The 21249-nt window shown below is 72.3% G+C and carries 18 protein-coding genes; 13 read left to right on the top strand and 5 right to left on the bottom strand.

Going from position 1 to position 21249, the window contains the following annotated elements; translation table 11 throughout:
* Window positions 1-6: 6 nt before the first annotated feature.
* Window positions 7-684, bottom strand: coding sequence for an AIM24 family protein (locus tag ACIQMX_RS16990; protein WP_363073446.1), 678 nt, complete (start codon window positions 682-684; stop codon window positions 7-9).
* A 71-nt stretch (window positions 685-755) separates the two neighbouring features.
* On the opposite strand from ACIQMX_RS16990, the gene ACIQMX_RS16985 reads away from it, so the two are divergent.
* The 5 genes from ACIQMX_RS16985 (at window position 756) to ACIQMX_RS16965 (ending at window position 5837) form a co-directional block, all read left to right on the top strand.
* A complete protein-coding gene (locus tag ACIQMX_RS16985; protein ID WP_402478728.1) occupies window positions 756-1523 on the top strand; it encodes a peptidyl-tRNA hydrolase in 768 nt (255 codons plus the stop codon).
* Between the two features lie 233 nt (window positions 1524-1756).
* Entirely contained in the window at window positions 1757-2494 is a 738-nt protein-coding gene (locus ACIQMX_RS16980) for a DUF4142 domain-containing protein (protein ID WP_402478725.1), read from the top strand.
* 123 nt (window positions 2495-2617) lie between these two features.
* Window positions 2618-3952 (top strand): DUF692 domain-containing protein, encoded by a 1335-nt coding sequence (locus ACIQMX_RS16975; protein WP_402478722.1) that lies wholly within the window; start codon window positions 2618-2620, stop codon window positions 3950-3952.
* Between the two features lie 6 nt (window positions 3953-3958).
* Entirely contained in the window at window positions 3959-4972 is a 1014-nt protein-coding gene (locus tag ACIQMX_RS16970; protein WP_402478719.1) for a TIGR04222 domain-containing membrane protein, read from the top strand.
* A 64-nt stretch (window positions 4973-5036) separates the two neighbouring features.
* Window positions 5037-5837, top strand: coding sequence for a TIGR04222 domain-containing membrane protein (locus tag ACIQMX_RS16965; RefSeq protein ID WP_402478716.1), 801 nt, complete (start codon window positions 5037-5039; stop codon window positions 5835-5837).
* Between the two features lie 134 nt (window positions 5838-5971).
* Here the strand turns inward: ACIQMX_RS16965 and hemQ are convergent, their stop codons facing one another.
* The gene (gene hemQ, locus ACIQMX_RS16960; RefSeq protein ID WP_402478715.1) at window positions 5972-6706 is read right to left on the bottom strand and encodes a hydrogen peroxide-dependent heme synthase; all 735 of its coding nucleotides are present in this window, start codon (window positions 6704-6706) and stop codon (window positions 5972-5974) included.
* 4 nt (window positions 6707-6710) lie between these two features.
* Window positions 6711-8210: a protoporphyrinogen oxidase gene (hemG, locus tag ACIQMX_RS16955; protein WP_402478712.1), complete on the bottom strand. Its 1500-nt coding sequence runs from the start codon at window positions 8208-8210 to the stop codon at window positions 6711-6713.
* Between the two features lie 127 nt (window positions 8211-8337).
* Between hemG and ACIQMX_RS16950 the strand changes: the two genes are divergently transcribed.
* A complete protein-coding gene (locus ACIQMX_RS16950; protein WP_402478710.1) occupies window positions 8338-9285 on the top strand; it encodes a DUF4349 domain-containing protein in 948 nt (315 codons plus the stop codon).
* An 84-nt stretch (window positions 9286-9369) separates the two neighbouring features.
* Entirely contained in the window at window positions 9370-10752 is a 1383-nt protein-coding gene (locus ACIQMX_RS16945) for an FAD-dependent oxidoreductase (RefSeq protein ID WP_363073464.1), read from the top strand.
* Window positions 10753-10774: 22 nt separating this feature from the next.
* Here ACIQMX_RS16945 and hemE read toward each other — a convergent pair whose 3' ends face one another.
* Complete coding sequence (gene hemE, locus ACIQMX_RS16940; protein ID WP_363073466.1) at window positions 10775-11848, bottom strand: uroporphyrinogen decarboxylase; 1074 nt, start codon at window positions 11846-11848, stop codon at window positions 10775-10777.
* Window positions 11849-11940: 92 nt separating this feature from the next.
* Here hemE and ACIQMX_RS16935 point away from each other — a divergent pair, with 92 nt between their 5' ends.
* From ACIQMX_RS16935 to ACIQMX_RS16910, 6 genes are all read left to right on the top strand, one after another.
* Window positions 11941-12600, top strand: a complete 660-nt coding sequence (locus ACIQMX_RS16935) for a DUF3000 domain-containing protein (protein WP_363073468.1) — start codon at window positions 11941-11943, stop codon at window positions 12598-12600.
* A 359-nt stretch (window positions 12601-12959) separates the two neighbouring features.
* Window positions 12960-13622 (top strand): response regulator transcription factor, encoded by a 663-nt coding sequence (locus tag ACIQMX_RS16930; RefSeq protein WP_093899280.1) that lies wholly within the window; start codon window positions 12960-12962, stop codon window positions 13620-13622.
* Window positions 13623-13747: 125 nt separating this feature from the next.
* A complete protein-coding gene (locus tag ACIQMX_RS16925; protein ID WP_363073470.1) occupies window positions 13748-15022 on the top strand; it encodes a ribonuclease D in 1275 nt (424 codons plus the stop codon).
* A gap of 243 nt (window positions 15023-15265) precedes the next feature.
* Window positions 15266-16486, top strand: coding sequence for an acetyl-CoA C-acyltransferase (locus ACIQMX_RS16920; protein ID WP_363073472.1), 1221 nt, complete (start codon window positions 15266-15268; stop codon window positions 16484-16486).
* On the top strand, window positions 16483-18615 hold the full coding sequence (locus ACIQMX_RS16915) for a 3-hydroxyacyl-CoA dehydrogenase NAD-binding domain-containing protein (protein ID WP_363073474.1): 2133 nt from the start codon (window positions 16483-16485) through the stop codon (window positions 18613-18615). The genes ACIQMX_RS16920 and ACIQMX_RS16915 overlap by 4 nt, the downstream gene beginning before the upstream one ends.
* Before the next feature lie 128 nt (window positions 18616-18743).
* Window positions 18744-19655 carry an endonuclease/exonuclease/phosphatase family protein gene (locus ACIQMX_RS16910; RefSeq protein WP_363073476.1) on the top strand — a complete coding sequence of 304 codons (912 nt, stop codon included), beginning with the start codon at window positions 18744-18746 and terminating at the stop codon, window positions 19653-19655.
* A 27-nt stretch (window positions 19656-19682) separates the two neighbouring features.
* Here ACIQMX_RS16910 and ACIQMX_RS16905 read toward each other — a convergent pair whose 3' ends face one another.
* Window positions 19683-21233, bottom strand: a complete 1551-nt coding sequence (locus tag ACIQMX_RS16905) for a hypothetical protein (RefSeq protein ID WP_363073478.1) — start codon at window positions 21231-21233, stop codon at window positions 19683-19685.
* Between the last annotated feature and the right edge of the window lie 16 nt (window positions 21234-21249).

Genomic DNA, 21249 nt, shown 5'->3' with positions numbered 1-21249 from the left:
CCGTACTCAGTTGGACGACGCCTTCTCGGTCTTGAGCTCGCTGGGCCGCACGATCACGAACCCTTCTCCGTCCAGCCGCAGCTGGACCGCCTCCCCCGAGCCGCCGCGCAGCATGGAGCCGACGCTCTGCGAGCGGTGCAGCGAGGTGTTCAGGTGGGCGCTCCAGCCGACGACGGCGTCCGTGTCGACGCACACCGGCTGCTGGGGCGTGACGGGGATCACGATGGGATGCCCCTCGCACATCAGGCCGAGCTTCCCGTAGCCGGTGAAGACGCTGTTGAAGAGTCCGCCGCCGGTCATCCCGGCGCCCTTCACGGTCTTGATCTCGTACGCGAGCGTGGAGTCGAAGCACAGGACGTTGCGGCCGTTCACGGTGAGGACGTCGCCCTGCTCCATCTCCACGATGAAGCAGTTGGCCGCCTCGTGCGCGAACCACGCCTCGCCCTGGCCGCGCACCGCCATCAGCGGCAGGCCCTCGCCCGTGACGGCGCGCTTGAGCATGCCGCCGAGGCCCTGGCCCTTGCGCTCGAACTGGAGGTCACCGCGGAAGGCGATCATCGATCCCTGGCGTGCGTGCATCTCGCCGTTGACCGCGTACTTGATCGATTTGGCGTTCTGCAGGGTCATTCCGGGGGTGGTGGCCTGCTGCGCCATGTGCTCGTGGGAAAAGAGATCGCTCTTCATGCGGTGCATCCTCACCCGGAGCGTTTCATTCCGCCAAGAACACGTCGCGGGGCGGCTGGCAGACTGGACGGGTGAGCAGCAACGACATCCCCGCGTCCCCGTCCGTCCCCGCCGAGTCGCCGTCCGTTCCCGCCGGAGCGCCGGCGGACAGCCCTTTCCATACAGAGCGGACGAACCGGGACGAAGCGCCCCAGTACGTACTCCCGTTGGTGGTGCACATCGAGAAGGCGGCGCCCCCGGCCCGTACCGACGCCCTGCGCACGGCCGCCCGGGCGGTCCTGGTGATGCTCTCCGACGAGCGGTCGACGGGCGAGGGCGAGTGGGCACAGGTGATGCGCGACTGGCAGGACGCCCGGATCCGGAAAGTGGTGCGCCGGGCGCGCGGCGCGGAGTGGCGCAAGGCCTGTGCGCTGCCGGGGATCACGGTCACGGGCGAGGCGGCCGAGGTGCGGGTCTACCCGCCGGTGCCGCTCGACGGCTGGCCGAAGGAGCTCGCCAAGCTCCAGGTCTCGGGGACGGATCTGGAGGACTCCGAACCCCCGGCCGCCCCCGACCTCACGGGCCCGGTCCTCTGGCTGAACCCGGAGCTCGGCATGTCGGCGGGCAAGGAGATGGCGCAGGTCGGGCACGGGGCGCAACTCGCCTGGTGGGAGCTGTCGGAGACGGAGCGCAAGGCGTGGCGGGAGGCGGGCTTCCCGCTCTCGGTCGCCGTCCCCGACGCGGGCCGCTGGCAGGAACTCACGGTGAGCGGGCTGCCGGTGGTGCGGGACGCCGGGTTCACCGAGATCGCCCCGGGCTCGTGCACGGTGGTCGCCGACCATCCGGCGCTGCGCGGCTGAGGACGGGCGGCCGGGTACGCGCTACCTCCGCGGAAACAGACCGTTGCCGCGACGCACGCGCCCCGTTCGCGGATTCCTCCCGGGCCGTTGAACAACCGGGTCCGCCGGTACGTACCTCCTGACGCCGCCGGGCCGGTGATACTGCCCAGCAGGGTGAACGGCCGTTCAGTGCCCGGCCGTTGCCACCGGCGGTCGATTGGACGCCGTCACGCCTCGGCCCGGGAGAACCCTCTGTGCGACGCATCAACGGAACGGCCCTCATCATCGCGGCGCTCGTCGCCACGCTCGGCGCCCTCGCCTACCCGGTCTGGTCGTACGCCGACCGGTCCGGGACCGGGGAGGACAACCTCGAAGCGTCGTCCACCGCGACCCAGTGGGGTCCGCTCTCCGCGACCGACCGGGACTTCCTGGTGAAGGTCCGCCTGGCCGGGCTCTGGGAGCTGCCCGCCGGGCAGCAGGCGATCGAGCGGGCGCCGACCGAGGCGATCAAGGCGGCCGGGGACCACCTGGTCGTCGGGCACACGGATCTGGACCGCAGGTCGCGTGAGGTGGCCGCCAGACTGGGCGTGGAGCTGCCGAACCAGCCGACCGAGCAGCAGCAGGGCTGGCTGCGGGAGATGACGGCGGCGAGCGGCCAGGAGTACGAGCGGAAGTTCGCCAATCTGCTGCGGAACGCGCACGGCAAGGTCTTCGCGCTGATCGCCCAGGTCCGGCACACCACCCGCAACTCGCTGATCCGGCAGCTGGCGAGCGACGCCAACGTGACCGTGCTCGACCACATCACCATGCTGGAGGGCACCGGCTTCGTCGACTTCGACGCCATGGCCCGCGAGGCCGCGGGCGGGGCGACGGCCGGCCCGACCGGTCCTCCGGTGGCGCCCGGCGGCTCGGTCCTGCCGCAGCCGGTTCCGGTGGCACCGACCGGGGACCAGTCGTTCACCTCGCGGCCCTCCACGGCACCGCTGCCCTGAGAGACGGCACCCGCCCGGCGGAGCTGCGGGAACCTCAAATCGAGCTCTGAACGTCCCCCTCTTCGGGTTCGGCGCCGTGCCGCGGGGCCATGACCTGTGCACAGAGCGGCGGAGGGGGACACCATGGAGCTGGGAATCGGGGTCGGCTGGCGGCCGGAGATCGCCGACACGGTGGAGGCGCTGCCGGGGATCGACTGGGTGGAGGCGGTCGCGGAGAACCTCTGCGCCGATCATCTGCCCGCCTCCCTGGTACGGCTGAGGGAGCGCGGTGTCACCGTGGTGCCGCACGGCGTCTCGCTGGGCCTGGGCGGGGCCGACCGCCCCGACCCCGGCCGTCTCGCCGGCCTCGCGGCGCGGGCCACCCTGCTGGGTACGCCCCTGGTGACCGAGCACATCGCGTTCGTCAGGGCGGGCGGAGCGCGCACGGGGTCACCGGTGCTGGAGGCGGGGCACCTGCTGCCCGTCCCGCGTACGTGGGCGGCGCTGGACGTGCTGTGCGAGAACGTGCGCGTGGCACAGGACTCGCTGCCGGTGCCCCTGGCGCTGGAGAACATCGCCGCGCTGATCTCCTGGCCCGACGAGGAGCTGACCGAGGGGCAGTTCCTGGCGGAGCTGGTCGAGCGCACCGGGGTGCGGCTGCTCATCGACGTGGCCAATCTGCACACGAACCACGTGAACCGGGGCGAGGACCCGGCCACCGCTCTCGACGAGCTGCCCGTGGAGGCCATCGCGTACGTCCACGTGGCGGGCGGCGTGGAGAAGGACGGCGTCTGGCACGACACCCACGCCCACCCGGTCACCGCTCCGGTGCTCGGCGTGCTCGCCGAGCTCCGCGCCCGTATCGCACCGCCCGGCGTCCTGCTGGAGCGCGACGACAACTTCCCGCCGGCCGCCGGACTGGCGGCCGAACTGGACACGATCCGCGCCACGCTCGACGCGGACACGGAGGCGGACACGGGCACGGCCGCGCACCGGGACGGCGTGCGCAAGTCCGTCCGCCGCACGACGAGGACCGCGCCCCCGGCGCACCGGGACGACGCGGCCCCGGAGGCGCTGCGCGACCGCGTCGCGGTCGCGCAGACCTCGCTGCTCTCCGCCCTCGTCGCGGGCACCCCCGCCCCCGAGGGCTTCGACCACCGCCGGCTCGGGGTCCAGAGCCGGGCCCTGGCCGCCAAGCGCGCCGACGTCGTCGCCAAGGTGGCCCCGGAACTCCCGCGGATCCTGGGCCGGGGCTACCGGGACGCGTTCCTCGCGTACGCCAGGAGCCGCCCGATGTCCGCCGGATACCGGCGTGACGCCCTGGACTTCGCCGAGCAGCTGCTCATCGCCGGCCGGCCCTCGGACGAGGCGGCCCGCCGGCGCCTGACCCGCTGGTGGCAGGACCGGGCGGCTCCCCGGCCGCCCCGCCGCACCACCCGGCTGGTCCGGGCGGCCCGTTCCGTACTCGCAGGGAGGTGACGGGGCATGAGCATCTTCGCCCTGGTCCTGACGCTCGCCGTGGTGGTCTCCTCGACGCTGCTGATCGCGGAGGCGGGCCGCGCCCGACCCCGTCCGGACGGCGTCGTCCACGACCTGTCCGAGGTGGCGTTCCTGAACGGCGGGCCCGGCCGGGTCGTGGACACCGCGCTCGCCGCGATGCTGGAGGACGGCCGGCTGCTCGTCGGCGGGCCCGGGATCGTCGCGGTCCAGCGGCCGGTCGCCCACGACCCGGTGGAGCGGGCCGTGCTCCAGGAGCAGGCCGCCGCCCCGAGCGGCGCTCTGCACACGCTGCGGAACGCGGTGATGCGCCACCCCGCCGTGCAGGAGGTCGGGGACGGTCTGGCGGCGCGCGGACTGCTGAACGTGCCCGGGGCGAACCGGACGCGGCATCGCTGGGCCATGACGCAGGCAGGGGCCTGCGTGCTCGGTCTGGCGCTCTCCGTCATGCTGACCATCGTCGAGTTCACCGCGGGCGGCAGCCTCCAGGAGACACCGGTGCCGTTCGTCGCCGGGGTGCTCCCGGCGCTGCTCGGCGGGGCCGTCGTCGGGCTGGTCGTCGCGAGCGCCGCCCGCGCCCGGATCACCAAGGCGGGCCGCAGAGCCGCGGCGGCGTTCCGGATCGCCCACGGGCACGGGACGGGCGCGGCCCATCTGGTGGCGGTGGCGGGATCGCGGGCGCTCGGCGACCCGGCGCTGCGGACGCACCTCGTCACGGCGGCCCGGATGCGGCCGGCGGGGCCGCCCACGCCCTCGCACCACTCGTCCGACGCCTCGGGGCTGCTGCTCGTGCCGACGGTGTGGTGCGCGGGGTCGAGCCCCGGCGACGGCGGCTGCGGCGGCTCCGCCGGGAGCAGCGGCGGGGGCGGGTGCGGGTCGGGATCCAGCTGCGGTTCCGGGTCCGGCTGCGGGTCCGGGTCGGGTTGCGGATCGGCATCCAGTTGCGGCTCCGGATCGAGCTGCGGCAGCAGTTCGGGCTCCAGCTGCGGCAGCAGTTCCTGAGCGGTCGCCGTCCGCATCCTGAAATCCTCTGGCGCCCGGGGCCGGTCTCGCATAGAAATCCGGCATGCTCTGGGTTCTGTTCCTGCTGGTCGCATGGGGTGCGGCGGCCATCTCCTGTATACGGCTCTGCCTCGCCGCCGCCCGTCTGGCCCCAGCGCGGAGCGGGCTGTCCCGGGCGGCCCGGCGCACCGCGGACGGTCCCGAACTCACGCTGTACGAGACCGCGTTCCTGGCCGGCGGCCCGCACCGGGTCGCCGATCTCGCGCTCGTCACCATGCATCTGCGCCGCCGGCTCCTGCTCGCGCACACCGGCTGGGCGACGGTGGTCGACCCGGACGGCCGCGACGAGATGGAGCGCACGGTGATCCGGGCCATCGGCCCGCACGGCCAGTCCCCCATACCGCCGGTCCGCGCCGCAGCGGCGGCCGCCGACGCCGTACGCGCCCTCGCGGACCGGCTGGTCGCCGCGGGCCTGGCGCTGCCGGGCGGGGCGGGGACGGACCTCGCGTCGGCCGTGCGGGCGGTGCGCGGGGCCGCGTTGCTGGTGGCCGTGATGGGCACCGCGGCGCTGCTCACCCCCGGCCGGGAGCAGGGGCCGGACGGCTCGGGCGTACCGGTGCTCGTCTGGTTCGGACTGCCGCTCGTGCTGACCCTGGGCGTTCTGGCCATCGCCCGGATGGAGGTGCATCCGTACAGCTCCTGGGCCTCCCCCGCCGGACAGCGGCTGCTGGACGTGCGCACGGCCGCCGCGGACGGCCGGGAGGGCGATGTGCTGGAGGCGGTCGCCGTGCGGGGCGTGCGCGCGGTGGCCGACCCGGCGCTGCGGGCCGCGCTCGGCGGCCGGGGCGCGCGGAACGTGCCGTGAATGACGCCGGTGCGGCGCGCTGGAAGCGCGCCGCACCGTAAGCCGAACCCGGTGTCGCTGGAACGGCGGCCGGCACAGGGTGCCGGGGGTTCCGCCGTCTGATCTTCCGGGTTGGGGTGGTCGGAACCCGCTCGCTACGCGAGCCCGGCCACCAGGTCTGCGACCGACTTGCGCCGGCCGGTGTAGAAGGGGACCTCCTCGCGGACGTGCATCCGCGCCTCCGAGGCCCGCAGGTGGCGCATGAGGTCGACGATGCGGTGCAGCTCGTCGGCCTCGAAGGCCAGCACCCACTCGTAGTCGCCGAGGGAGAAGGAGGCCACGGTGTTGGCGCGCACGTCGGGGAAGCCGCGGGCCATCTTTCCGTGGTCGGCGAGCATGCGGCGGCGGTCCTCGTCCGGCAGCAGGTACCAGTCGTAGGAACGCACGAAGGGGTACACGCTGATGTAGTCGCGCGGCGTCTCGTCGGCGAGGAACGCCGGGACGTGCGACTTGTTGAACTCGGCGGGACGGTGCAGCGCCATGTTCGACCAGACCGGGTCGAGGCTCTTGCCGAGGCGGGTGCGGCGGAAGAGGTTGTACGCCTCCTGCAGCGCGTCCGACGTCTCCGCGTGCCACCAGATCATGACGTCGGCGTCGGCACGCAGGCCGGAGACGTCATAGGTGCCGCGTACGGTGATGTCCTTGGCCGCGAGCTGGTCGAACAGCTCCTGGACCTCATCGGAGTACGCCGTACGGTCCGTGTCCGCGGGCAGCACGTCGCGCAGCTTGAAGACGGACCACAGGGTGTAGCGCACGACGTCGTTGAGGTCCTTCGCCTTCTTGCCGGCGTTGGGGGCCTTGCTTGATGTCACAGTCTCAGGAGCACTCATACGGCTATTGTCCCGCCTCGCTCCGTGTGCCCTGAACCAGGGTCGGAGTGGCGATGATCTCTCCGTCCCTCTCCCCGCCGCCCGGTCCCGCGACATCCCGGACGATCTCGTCCGCGGCCCGGTGCGCGCTCGCGATGCAGGCCGGGATGCCGACCCCGTCGTAGACCGCGCCGCAGACCCGCAGCGCGGGCATCTTCGCGACCTCCTCGCGGATCCGGGCCACGCGGCCGAGGTGGCCCACGGGGTACTGGGGCAGTCCGCCGATCCAGCGGGTGACCTCGGTGGCGACGGGCTTCGCGGCCAGTCCGGTCGCCGCGGCGAGGTCGCTCAGCGACACGTCGACGAGCTCGCCGTCCTCGCGGTGCAGATGGTCCTCCTCGCCGTAGCGGCCCACCGAGGTCCGCAGGACGAACAGGTCCGGTGCCTCGTCGGCGACCCACTGCCACTTGTGGGAGGAGTACGTGGCGGCCTTGATGGTGCGGCCGTCGACCGGGGGCACCAGAAAGCCGGACCGGCCCTCGAAGGCCGGGGAGCCGGCCACGTCGGAGCGCCGGAAGGCCATGGTGACCAGCGCCATCGACGCGTACTCGACGCCGGCCAGCTCCGCGGAGGCGGCCGGGGACTCGGCGGCGAGCAGGGTGGAGGCGGACCAGGCGGGGGTGGCGAGGACGATGCCGTCGGCGGCGATGACCCGCGCGTCGGTGCGTACGTCCCAGCCTTCGGCGCTACGGGTCAGGCCCAGCACCGGTGTCCCGGTGAGGATCTCCCCGCCCCCGGCGCGTACGGCGTCGGCCACCGCGCCGGGCAGGGTGCCGAGGCCTCCGGCGATGCCCTGGAAGACCGGTCCGGTCTGCTGCCGGGCGGCGGCCTGCTCCTGGATCCGGGTGACCCCGTCGAGCAGGGAGCCCGCCTGCCGGGCGATCTCGAAGAGCTGCGGTACGGCGGCGCGCATCGAGATCCGGTAGGCGTCGCCCGCGTACACCCCGCCCAGCAGGGGCTCGACGAGCCGGTCCACGACCTCGCGGCCCAGCCGGTCCGCGACGTACGCGCCGACGGCCACGTCGTCACCGACGGCGGTCGGGGTCAGATCGCGTTCCTGGGCGATGCGGACGAGGCCCTCGGGCGAGAGCACGTCGCCCAGGACGGACGGGTCGCCCGGTACGCCCATCACGTGGCCCTTGGGCATGGGGCGCAGCGCGTCACGGGTCCACAGCGAGGCGCTGGCGGTGGCGGGCGGCTGGAGCCGGTCGCCGAGGCCGGCGGCCCGCGCCAGGGCGACCGCCTCGGGGCGCCGGGCGAGCATCGACTCGGCCCCGAGGTCGACCTGCACGCCCGCGATCTCACCGGTCATGAGCTTGCCGCCGAGCCGCTCGGTCGCCTCCAGGAGGGTGACCCTCAGACCGGAGCCGAGGAGCCGGTGGGCGGCCGCGAGTCCGGCGATGCCGCCGCCGATGACGACGACGTGGCCCGGGGCCCTGTCCGCGCGGTGTGTTGAACGCTGCATGCCCCCACTCTCTCAAACCTCTTCCGAGTCCTGAACGTGACCGCTTCGAAACCGGGTTCCCGAAACCCGGTCCACCACCTCCCACGTCGAACCGGAGCCATCAATCACCCGTCCTGGGGGGACAGTTATGCAGACAGCGCCCATCGCCCGTACCGACAGACGCACAGCCCGCCGCACCCGCACCGCGCTCGCCGCCGGGCTGCTCACCGCAGTCCTCGCGCTGAGCGGCTGCGGCGCGGCCGACGACAGCGGCGGTTCCTCCTCCGACCAGCGGGCCCTGACCGCCGACGGGCAGAAGAAGGCGGATCCGGGCGCCGGCGAAGCGGCGGCGGACACCAAGGAGGGTGCGGCGAAGGCGGGCACGCCGAAGAAGCCGAATCCGGTGACCGCCACGCACGTGATCCGCACCGCCGCGCTGATGGTGGAGGTGAAGAGCGCGTCCAGGGCGGCGGCGGCCGCCCGCACGGTCGTGCAGAACGCCGGCGGTCTGGTCGCCGACGAGTCGACCGAGCAGGTGGACGACACGCACGACTCCTCGCATCTCGTGCTGCGGGTGCCGCAGGAGGAGTACGACAGCGTGCTGCGGGAGCTCTCGGGTGCGGGGAAGCTGCTCTCCCGCTCGTCGACCGCGAAGGACGTCACCGACCAGGTCGTCGACGTCGAGAGCAGGATCGCCACCCAGCGCGCCAGCGTGACGCGGGTGCGCAAGCTGATGGAGCAGGCCGACAAGCTCGTCGATGTCGTCACGCTGGAGGGCGAACTGAGCAGCCGTCAGGCGTCGCTGGAGTCCCTGCTCGCCCAGCAGGCCTCGCTCAAGGACCGTACGACCCTGGCGACGATCACGCTCGATCTGACGGAGCCGGAGAGCGCGCCGGAGGCCGATGAGGATCCGGGGTTCCTGGACGCGCTGAGCGGCGGCTGGCACGCCTTCCTGACGACGCTGCGGTGGCTCGGCGTGGCGGCGGGCGCCGCTGCTCCGTTCCTGGCCGCCGCGGCCGTCCTGCTGGTCCTGTGGCGGCTGCTGGCACGCCGCAGGAGCGGGAAGACGGGGCAGCAGCCTCCGGCGGGCGCGTGAGCATTCCCCGGGGGCGCCGCCGCGCCCCCGGGGACCACGGCGCCGTAGCGTGGGCCTTTCGCGGGGACGTCGAAGGGACCTGGCATGGCGGCGGAACGACTGGTGGTCATCGGCGGTGACGCGGCGGGCATGTCCGCCGCGTCCCAGGCGCGCCGGCTCAAGGGGCCGGACGAGCTGGGCATCACCGCCTTCGAGCGGGGCCACTTCACCTCGTACTCCGCCTGCGGCATCCCGTACTGGGTCGGCGGCGACGTCGGACAGCGGGACGACCTGATCGCCCGCACCCCCGAGGAGCACCGGGCCCGCGCCATCGATCTGCGGATGCGCACCGAGGTGACGGAGATCGATGTCGCGGGGCAGCGGGTGCGTTCGCTCGACCGGGAGTCGGGCGAGACCTCCTGGACCGGCTTCGACAAGCTGGTGATCGCGACGGGAGCCCGTCCGGTACGGCCCGCGCTGCCCGGGATGGACGCGGCCGGGGTGCACGGTGTGCAGACCCTGGACGACGGGCAGGCCCTGCTGGACACCCTGGACCGGGCGAAGGGCCGGCGCGCGGTCGTCGTCGGCGCCGGTTACATCGGTGTCGAGATGGCCGAGGCGATGCTGAAGCGCGGCTTCGAGGTGACCGTGCTCAACCGCGGCGAACAGCCGATGGCGACGCTCGACCCCGACATGGGGCGTCTCGTCCACGACGCGATGGACGGGCTCGGGATCACGACGGTGAACGGGGCCGCGGTCACCGCGATCCGTACCGGGGCGGACGGCCGGGCCGCCGCCGTCGAGACGGACGGCGCGTCCTACCCGGCGGACGTGGTGGTGCTCGGCATCGGCGTCGAACCGGAGACGACGCTGGCCCGCGCCGTCGGGCTCCCGCTCGGCCCGCACGGCGGCCTGCTCACCGACCTGTCGATGCGGGTCGTGGGCCACGACAACATCTGGGCGGGCGGCGACTGCGTCGAGGTCCTGGACCTGGTGGCGGGCCGCACCCGCCACATCGCGCTGGGCACCCACGCCAACAAGCACGGCCAGATCATCGGGTCCAACGTCGGCGGCGGCTACGGGACGTTCCCGGGCGTGGTCGGTACGGCGGTGAGCAAGGTCTGCGATCTGGAGATCGCCCGCACGGGTCTGCGCGAGAAGGACGCCCGCGCGGTGGGCCTGCGCTTCGTCACGGCGACGATCGAGTCGACGGGCCGGGCGGGCTACTACCCGGGGGCGCGGCCGATGACGGTGAAGATGCTCGCGGAGTACCGCACGGGGCGGCTGCTGGGCGTGCAGATCGTGGGCCGGGAGGGGGCGGCGAAGCGGGTCGACGTGGCGGCGGTGGCGCTCACCGCCGGGATGACGGTCGAGCAGATGACAGCGCTCGACCTGGGCTACGCGCCGCCGTTCTCCCCGGTCTGGGACCCGGTCCTGGTGGCGGCCCGCAAGACGGTGACGGTACTGCGGCAGGCGGGCACCGCCTGAGCGGCGCCCGCCTGCCCGTGGTTCAGCGGGCGGTGCTGGTGTGCACGTACTCGACGAGGCGGGTCAGCGCGTCCGGGGCCATGTTCGGCATCACGCCGTGGCCCAGGTTGAAGATGTGGCCCTCCAGGCCCGCGGCGGCGTCCAGCACCTCCTGGGTCTTCGTCTCCACCGCGGAGGTCGGGGCGAACAGCACGGCGGGGTCCAGGTTGCCCTGGAGCGCCTTGCCGGGGCCGACGCGGCGCGCGGCCTCGTCCATCGGGACCCGCCAGTCCACGCCGACGACGTCCGCGCCGGCCTCGCCCATCAGGCCGAGCAGCTCACCGGTGCCGACGCCGAAGTGGATGCGCGGGACGCCGTACGACGCGACGGCGTCGAACACCTTCGCCGAGGCGGGCAGCACCGAGTTGCGGTAGTCGGCGGGGGCCAGGGCGCCGACCCAGGAGTCGAAGAGCTGCACGGCGGAGGCGCCGGCCTCGATCTGGACCTTGAGGAAGGCGCCGGTGATCTCGGCGAGGCGGTCGAGCAGGTCGGCCCAGAGCTCCGGGTCGCCGTACATCAGGGCCTTGGTGTGCTCGTGGTTGCGGGACGGGCCGCCCTCCACGAGGTAGCTCGCGAGGGTGAACGGCGCGCCCGCGAAGCCGATCAGCGGGGTGGCCCCCAGCTCGGCGGTGAGCAGGCCGATGGCCTCGGTGACGTACCAGACGTCTTCGGGGGTGAGGTCGCGCAGCCGGGCCAGGTCGGCGCGGGTGCGGATCGGCTCGGCGATCACGGGTCCGACGCCGGGCTTGATGTCGAGGTCGATGCCGATGGCCTTGAGCGGGACGACGATGTCGCTGAAGTAGACGGCGGCGTCGACCTTGTGGCGGCGCACGGGCTGCATCGTGATCTCGGCGACGAGCTCCGGCATCATGCAGGAGTCGAGCATCGGGATGCCCTCGCGCACCTTCAGGTACTCGGGCAGCGAGCGCCCCGCCTGGCGCATGAACCAGACCGGCGTGTGCGGCACGGGCTCGCGGCGGCACGCCTTCAGGAACGCCGACTCGTGGGTGGCGGAGGTCTTGGTCTGGTGGCCCGAAGGGCGGTCAATGGCGCTCACACACAGAATCTTCGCACGCACGGGGAAGGAGCCCTGCCTCGCGCGGGTGTCCTTTCGCGCGCGAGGCTCCGGTTCCGCCTACGCTTCCCCGCATGGCTCCGGCGCAGGGACACTTCTCCGATCAATCCGATGGTGCTGACGGCACGGACAGTGCGGAGGGTGGTTCCGTCCCGCCCGCGTTCCGTTCGGCGGTGGACGCGCTGCGCTCGGCGCGTCTGCGGACCGAGCTGGAGGTGGAGCCGACGCGGCCACCGAAGCGCCTGGCCCCTTACGCGTACGCGCTGGAGGCTGCGGTCGTCGACGGCGAGGACGATCTTGCCGACGGGCGGCTCGTCCTGCTCCACGACCCGGCCGGTCACGAGGCCTGGCAGGGCAGTTTCCGGCTGGTGACGCTGGTGCGCGCCGAGCTGGAGCCGGAGATGGCCTCCGACCCGCTGCTGCCGGAGGTGTGCTGGTCGTGGCTGACCGGTGCGCTGGAGGCGCGCGGTCTGTCGTACGGGGAGGCGGGCGGCACGGTCACCCGGGCGAGTTCGCACTACTTCGGCGAGCTGGCGGTCCGGCGACCGGCGACGCAGATCGAGATCCGGGCGTCGTGGACCCCGCGCGAGGGCCGTGGCGGGGTACCGGACACGGCGGCGCATCTGATGGCGTGGGGCGACCTGCTGTGCCAGATCGCGGGCCTGCCGCCGTCGGAGCCGGTGGACGCGGCAGTGGTGACGCTGCCGCAGAGGCGCGGGCCACAGGTCTCGTAGGACTCCGCTCGCTTCCGCAGGCCGCCGTCCCGCTCTCGCGGGGCGCTGCCCGCGCTCGCAGGACCCTGCCCGTATCCGCTCCGCTCCGCAGGACGCCGCCCCGCTTCTGCGGGGCCTGATTCGTGTGCCCACCTCCCCCAGATTTCGTGACGCTCTGTCACGAAACCTCGCACAGCCACCGGCTCTCTTTTCGTACAATCGATCGCGCGTCCTATTTGCCCGAATTGTTACTCACCAAATCGTGATCTTCCTCTAAAGGAGCAGGGGTCTGCTGCCGAAGGAGTCAATGACCCTTCAAGCACGGTTCGCCCCGGCTTCATCCCCGAGCCGGCCCGTCCCGCCACTCCCCAGGAGGCCTGGTGTCCGTTCTCCTCGAGCAGCCCGCAAGCCTGGTCGCCTACCGCCCGAACAAGCCGACGGCCATGGTCGTCGTGGCCGACCCGCGCGTCCGTTCCACCGTCACCCGCCATCTGTGGGCACTCGGAGTACGTGACGTCATCGAGGCGTCGTCCATCGCGGAGGCCCGCCCCCGCGTCGGCAACCCGCGCGACATCTGCGTAGCCGACGTCCATCTGCCCGACGGTTCCGGGCTGACCCTGCTGTCCGAAACCCGAGCCGCCGGCTGGCCGAACGGCCTCGCCCTCTCCGCCGCCGATGACATCGGCGCGGTGCGCAACGCCCTCGCGGGCGGCGTCAAGGGCTACGTCGTCACCGGCACCCGTACCAACATCGGCCACCCCACCCGTCCCGGCGTCGCACCCATCGGCGCCACCGCCGCCCGTATGCACCGCCGGCCCCCCGGCACCCCGAGCCACCCGGGCGGCTACCGCGAACTGTCCGGCCGCGAGGTGGAGGTACTGCGGCTCGTCGCCGAAGGACAGTCCAACAAGGCCATCGGCGTCTCCATGGGGCTGTCCGCCCTCACCGTCAAGAGCCACCTCGCCCGAATCGCCCGCAAGCTCGGCACCGGAGACCGCGCAGGCATGGTCGCCGTCGCCCTGCGGACGGGCATCATCCACTGAACCCCATCGGACCGACACCCCCGCCGGTGTGCAGAAATGCGGAACCGGCTGGAATACATGCATCGGCGCCCGCCGACGGATCATTCCGTCGACGGGCGCCGCGCATACACAGATACCCTTGACACGTGACCGACGCCCAAGAGACCGCAGCAGACACTTCACTGCGAACCACCGGGGGCGCCCCCCCGGACGACGTCGCCCCGGCGCCGATCCCCTTGCTCGAACCTCGCGAGGGCATTCCACCGGTGGTGGCCTCCGACGATGCCCTGGCCGGGGTGATCGCCGCCTTCGCCGCGGGCTCCGGCCCGGTGGCCGTGGACGCCGAGCGCGCCTCCGGTTACCGCTACGGGCAGCGCGCCTACCTCGTACAGCTGCGCCGTGACGGCGCGGGCAGCGCGCTCGTCGACCCGGTCGGCTGCCCCGACCTGTCCGGGCTGGGCGAGGCGCTGCGCGGCACCGAGTGGATCCTGCACGCGGCGACCCAGGACCTGCCCTGCCTGCGCGAAATAGGGATGACGCCGACGGGACTCTTCGACACGGAGCTGGCCGGGCGGCTGGCCGGGTTCCCGCGCGTCGGCCTCGGCGCGATGGTCGAGAGCGTCCTCGGCTACTCGCTGGAGAAGGGCCACTCGGCCGTCGACTGGTCGACCCGTCCGCTGCCCGAGCCCTGGCTGCGCTACGCGGCACTCGACGTCGAGCTGCTGATCGACCTCCGCAACTCCCTGGAGGAGGAGCTCGACCGGCAGGGCAAGCTGGAATGGGCACAGGAGGAGTTCACCGCCATCGCCACGGCGCCACCCGCCCCTCCGCGCCAGGATCCGTGGCGCCGCACGTCGGGCATGCACAAGGTCCGCCGGCGCCGGCAGATGGCGGTGGTCCGCGAGCTGTGGACCATGCGCGACCAGATCGCCCAGCGCCGCGACATCTCCCCCGGCAAGGTGCTCGGCGACGCCGCGATCGTGGAGGCCGCCCTCGCGCTTCCGCCCAACTCCCACGCGCTGACCGCGCTGCCCGGCTTCGGCCACCGCATGGGCCGGCGCCAGCTGGAGCAGTGGCAGGCCGCCGTGGACCGGGTGAAGGAGATGCCCGAGACGGAGCTGCCGCAGCCCGGCCAGCCACTGGCCGGACCGCCGCCGCCCCGCGCCTGGGCGGACAAGGACCCGGCCGCCGCGGCCCGGCTGTCGGCCGCCCGCGCGGCCGTGTCCGAGCTCGCGGAGCGGCTGCACATGCCGCAGGAGAACCTGATCACCCCCGACACCGTGCGCCGGGTGTGCTGGGAGCCGCCGAAGAAGCTCACGCCCGACACGGTGGAGAACGCGCTCGCCGGATACGGGGCGCGGCGCTGGCAGATCGAACAGGTGGCCCCCATCCTGCTGCGCGCGCTCGCTTCGGAGGCCTGAGACGGCATGTGACAGGGTCGTATTCACGCCAGGTTGGCGCGGCCCGCGGCCACTCGCATCGTTCTCCGGATGGCCCGGACAGCCCCCCTTTCGGGGCGTCCGGGCCATTTCGCGTATGTGACCTTCGCCGCTCCCGCCGCAAGGACTGGGCAGTCTGGTTACCCGCAAGTAGCATGAGGGTGGCGGCGCGCTCACGGGCGCGCCCCGCAGCAGTGCCATCCCGCACCCTGGAGGAGAGCCATCGTGCCTCGTACCATCCGGGACGTCGTCTTCGTCGACGGCGTCCGCACCCCGTTCGGCAAAGCGGGCCCGAAGGGCATCTACCACGAGACCCGCGCCGACGATCTCGTCGTGAAGGCCATCCGGGAGCTGCTGCGCCGCAACCCGGACCTGGACCCCGCGAAGATCGACGAGGTCGCCATCGCCGCGACCACGCAGATCGGTGACCAGGGCCTCACGCTCGGCCGCACCGCCGGCATCCTGGCCGGGCTGCCGCAGTCCGTCCCCGGATACTCCATCGACCGCATGTGTGCGGGCGCGCTGACCGCCGTCACCTCGACGGCCGGCTCCATCGCCTTCGGCGCGTACGACGTCGTGGTAGCCGGCGGCGTCGAGCACATGGGCCGCCACCCCATGGGCGAGGGCGTGGACCCGAACCCGCGCTTCGTCTCGGAGAAGCTGGTCGACGAGTCCGCCCTGTTCATGGGCATGACCGCGGAGAACCTGCACGACCGGTACCCCACGATCACCAAGCAGCGCGCCGACGAGTACGCGGTGCGTTCGCAGGAGAAGGCCGCCAAGGCGTACGCCAACGGCAAGATCCAGCAGGACCTGGTCCCGGTCTCCGTGCGCCGCACCAACCCGGAGGCCGGCGAGACGGGCTGGGGCCTGGTCACCGCCGACGAGCCGATGCGTCCGGGCACCACGATGGAGTCCCTGGCCGGTCTGAAGACCCCGTTCCGCGCCCACGGCCGCGTGACCGCCGGTAACGCCGCAGGACTCAACGACGGCGCCACCGCCTCGCTCCTCGCCGCCGAGGACGTCGCCCGCGAGCTGGGCCTCCCGGTCAGGATGCGCCTCGTCTCCTACGCCTTCGCGGGCGTCGAGCCGGAGGTCATGGGCTACGGCCCGATCCCGGCCACGGAGAAGGCCCTGGCGAAGGCGGGCCTGTCCATCTCGGACATCGGTCTCTTCGAGATCAACGAGGCGTTCGCCGTGCAGGTGCTCGCGTTCCTGGAGCACTACGGCATCGCCGACGACGACGCCCGCGTCAACCAGTACGGCGGCGCGATCGCGTACGGCCACCCGCTGGCCTCCTCCGGTGTCCGGCTGATGACTCAGCTGGCCCGCCAGTTCGAGGAGCAGCCGGAGGTCCGCTACGGCCTGACGACCATGTGCGTCGGCTTCGGCATGGGCGCGACGGTCGTCTGGGAGAACCCGCACTTCGACGGAGGCAGCAAGTGAGCACGACCACCACTGAGCTTCTGAAGGGTGCGGCCGAGCTGTTCCCCGGCGAGGTCGTCACCCAGGCGCACGTACGCCACCTGGACCTTCCGGCCGGTGCGGGGCGCTTCGCCCTCATCACGCTGGACAACGGCCTGGACCACACCAAGCCGACCACCTTCGGACCGCAGTCGCTGGCGAACCTGAACGCCGCGATCGACCAGGTCGAGAAGGAGGCGGCCGAAGGCACCGTCACCGGTATCGGGATCACGGGCAAGCCGTTCATCTTCGCGGTCGGCGCCGACCTCAAGGGCGTCGAGCTGCTGAAGGAGCACAAGGACGCGCTCGCCATCGGCAAGGGCGGCCACGACGTCTTCCGGCGGCTGTCCGGCCTCGCGGTCCCGACGTTCGCGTACTACAACGGCGCGGCGATGGGCGGCGGAGTCGAGGTCGGTCTGCACTGCTCGTACCGCACCGTCTCCAAGGCGCTGCCCGCGTTCTCCCTGCCCGAGGTCTTCCTCGGTCTGGTCCCCGGCTGGGGCGGCTGCGCGCTGCTCCCGAACCTGATCGGCGCCGACCGCGCGGTCTCGGTGATCATCGAGAACTCGCTGAACCAGAACCGTCAGCTCAAGGGCAAGCAGGTCTTCGAGCTCGGGATCGCCGACGCGCTCTTCGAGGGCGCAGACTTCCTGGAGCAGTCGCTGATCTGGACCGCCGACGTGCTGAACGGCACGGTCACGGTCGAGCGCGCCGAGATCGACCGCGGTGACGCCTGGGACCAGGCCGTCGCCCGCGGCAAGGCCATCGCCGACTCCAAGGTGCACGGCGCCGCCCCGGCCGCGTACCGCGCGCTGGACATCATCGCCGCGGCCAAGGACGGCGACCTGGGCGCCGGCTTCGACCGCGAGGACCAGGCCCTGGCGGACCTGATCATGGGCGGCGAGCTGCGCTCCGGGATCTACTCCTTCAACCTGGTCCAGAAGCGTGCCAAGCGCCCGGCCGGTGCTCCGGACAAGGCCCTGGCCCGTCCGGTCACCAAGGTCGGCGTGGTGGGCGCGGGCCTGATGGCCTCGCAGCTCGCCCTGCTGTTCCTGCGCCGCCTGGAGGTGCCGGTCGTCCTCACGGACATCGACCAGGCACGCGTCGACAAGGGTGTGGGCTACGTCCACGCCGAGATCGAGAAGCTGCTCGGCAAGGGCCGCATCAACCAGGACAAGGCCAACCGCCTCAAGGCCCTGGTCTCCGGTGTGCTGGACAAGGCGGAGGGTTTCTCCGACGCCGACTTCATCATCGAGGCCGTCTTCGAGGAGATCGGCGTCAAGCAGCAGGTGTTCGCGGAGGTCGAGGCGGTCGCCCCGGCGCACGCGATCCTCGCCACCAACACCTCGTCCCTCTCGGTGACCGAGATGGCCTCGAAGCTGAAGAACCCCGAGCGGGTCGTCGGCTTCCACTTCTTCAACCCGGTCGCGATCCTTCCGCTCCTGGAGATCGTCCGCGGCGAGCAGACGGACGACGCCTCGCTGGCCACGGCCTTCGGTGTCGCGCGGAAGCTGAAGAAGACCGCGGTGCTGGTGAAGGACGCCCCTGCGTTCGTCGTCAACCGCATCCTGACCCGCTTCATGGGCGAGATCCAGAACATCATCGACGAGGGCACTCCGGTCGCCGTCGCCGAGAAGGCCGTCGAGCCCCTCGGCCTGCCGATGTCGCCGCTGGTCCTTCTGGAACTGGTCGGCCCGGCCATCGGCCTGCACGTCTCCGAGACCCTGAACCGCGCCTTCCCGGAGCGCTTCACCGTCTCCGAGAACCTGGCCGCGGTCGTGAAGGCCGGCAAGCGCGGCTTCTACGTCTACGACTCCGGCAAGCCGGAGCTGGACCCGGAGGTCGCCGCACTCCTGAAGCAGGGCGACACCGTCCTGTCCGAGGAGCAGGCCCGTGACCGCGTCCTGGACGCGGTGGCGCAGGAGATCGGCCTGATGCTGGACGAGGGCGTCGTCGCCGAGGCCCAGGACATCGACCTCTGCCTGATCACCGGCGCGGGCTGGCCCTTCCACCTGGGCGGCATCACGCCGTACCTGGACCGCGAGGGCGTGTCCGAGCGGGTCAACGGGAAGAAGTTCCTGGCGCAGGGCGTGGCGAGCGTTCCGGCGTAGCCTGCCGCTGAACGGGCCGCGGCCGGGCCGCCGCAGCTCGCAGGCGGCCGGCCGCGGTGCGACGGGGGCCGTACGGGATCATGTCCCGTACGGCCCCCGTCGCGTTCCGAGAAGGAGAAACCCGGTTCATGCTGCGTCGTACGAGGCCGCTTCCAGGACCCCGCTCCCCCGGGCGCCGCCGGGCGCGGCAGCTCCTGCCTGCCGGGATCCTGGCCGTGCTCGTCGCCGCGTCCGTCTCGTGGCCCACCACCCGGGAGGACGCCGCCGCCTTCGCACCGGGAGAGGTGGGAGTCGCAACGTGGAACATGTGCGGCGTGCGGCAGTGGAACTGCCAGGACACCGGGGACGGTGCACGGAAGGTGCGGGCGCTGGAGCGGCTGGCCGGCGTCGACGGAGTACGGGTGTTCCTGCTCCAGGAGGTCTGTGCGGGGGATCTCGCCGCGGCCCGTTCGCGGCTCGGCGGCAACTGGCACAGCACGTTCACGGCGTACGTCCACCGGGACGCGCACAACCGGGACGTCGCGGTCCGCTGCGCGGCGCACGGCCAGGGCACGGCGGGCATCGCGATCCTCGCCTCGTCGCCCCTGTCACGGGTCACGGCGGTGCCCGCCCAGCAGCCTTCGGCCGGACTGCGGCGGGGCATCGTCTGTGCCACGGTCGCGGTTCACCGCCTGCGGGTGTGCAACGCGCATCTGAGCCTGCCCGGCAGCGACCCCGCCCACCCCGGCTGGGAGTTCCGCGACGACCAGTTGGCATCACTCATGGGTGCGGCGGACGGGCGGACGGTGTTCGGCGGTGATCTGAACAGCGCGCCGCCTTCGGCCCGCAACGGGACCGGCTGGATCTGGCCGCGCGGCTTCTTCCGCCGCTTCCGGGAGTGCGACCAGGCGTCGTCGTCCTCGCGCGGCGGCAGGGCCACGCTGGTCTCCGGTCACAAGGTCGACTACCTGTTCACGGCCCTGCCACGCGCGGGCTGTTCCGTGCACGACACCGGGGCGTCGGACCACTATGCGCTGGTCCTGCGGACGAAGACCGGTTGACCGTGCGGCTGCCGGCGGCGCGTGTCCTCAGTAGCGAGGGGCCGCGGAGTGCTGCTCGGTTGCGGGCGACGCATGGGCGTACGTCACGTGAAAGGTGACGGTCGTCCGCGGTGAGCCCTGCCCGTTCATGTCCACGGCATGGCATTCGACCGTGTGCGGTCCCTCGGTCCACGACCAGCCGGACTCCCACGACCAACTGCTGTCGGGTGTCACCTGGGCCACGCCGAGCCGCATGCCGTCCTCCACGAACTCCACGCGTGCCGCGCCCTGCGCATAGCCCGTGATCCCGACCGACGGGCCCTGAATCTGCTGGCCCTGCGCGGGCGCGGAGACCACCGGCGGGTACGGCGCGGTGGGGGTCGCGGGCTGTGACGGCGGCGCTGTTTGTGCCTCCGGTGCGGGCTGTGCCGCCCATGAGGGCACCGGCGCCGCAGGCTGGTCCGCCGCGGTTTCGGCCGCCGCGGCAACGGTGAAGACGGCTTCGGACCGTTGGGACTGGAAGCCGGCCGCGTCGACGCCGAGCACGCGGACCGCGTGCTTGCCCACGCTCCAGGACCGCCCGAGTTCCCAGGTCCACGAGCCGTCGGCGGCGACTTCCGGCGCCCCGAGGAACTTGCCGTGCTCCCAGATGCTCAGACGTGCCGCGCCCGGTGCGGAGCCGGCGAACCGCACGGTCTGCCCGGAGACCGTCTCCCCGGCCGCGGGCGCGTGGATCACCGGTGCGGCGAAGTCCTCCTGTACCTCGGACGTGGCCTTGAGGTAGGCGTCGATGGCGGAACGGTCGGCGTCGGGCAGTTCACCGCCGCTGCGCACGAACCCGATTCTCGGCGCCATCCCGTCGATGAGGAAGTTGACGAGCCCCATCAGCATCGGAAGGTTCCTGCCGGTGACATGGGCGTGGTTCACGATGTGGGGGGAGTCGCTGAAGATGAAGTTGAGGTTCTCGTAGCCGACGAACAGCGGCAGGAACGGTTCAACCTGTGTCTCGAACTGCTCGTCCTGCGGCGACGAGAGCAAGTAGATGTTGGCCGTGCGGTTCGCGCCGGCCCGGACCAGCGAGGGAATCGCGTCGTCGATGATCCGGATGTTCTGCTCGGTGGCCTCACCCATCATGTGCTGGGCTATGGAGGGGTACTGCGAGACGTAGGTCCCGATCCGGAACTGGGGAACCATCGACACGATATTCCGGAAGCCGTACTTCAGACCGAAGTAGAGGGCAGCGCTGCCGCCTTTGGAACCACCCCACATGGTGCACTGGTCGGGGGTCAGCCCCAGTGAGTTCAGCACGTTGGAGATGAGGGTGGCGACCGACCTCTCCAGGCCGAAGTCCATGTCCTTGCACAGGTAGTAGCTGTTCTTGCCGTGGAACCGGTCGCGGATCCACAGGACGTTGGACCGGAGGGTGTCGAAGACGCCGTTCGACCATCCGTAGTCGTTGGGCACCGAGAAGTTGGCGAACACGACCACCAGGTGCTGATTGCCGTTTCGTGCGTGTGCGAACCGGTACTCGACGGGGAACGTCCCGGTCGTGTCGATTCCCGTGTGAAGGGTGCGGCCCGGGGCCGGTTTAGTCGCCACTCGTCGGTTCCAATCT

The sequence above is a fragment of the Streptomyces sp. NPDC091416 genome (genome assembly GCF_044756845.1).
Lineage (GTDB): Bacteria > Actinomycetota > Actinomycetes > Streptomycetales > Streptomycetaceae > Streptomyces.
Note: the sequence above shows the minus strand (reverse complement) of the source record. Positions and strands in the feature narration are given on the sequence as shown.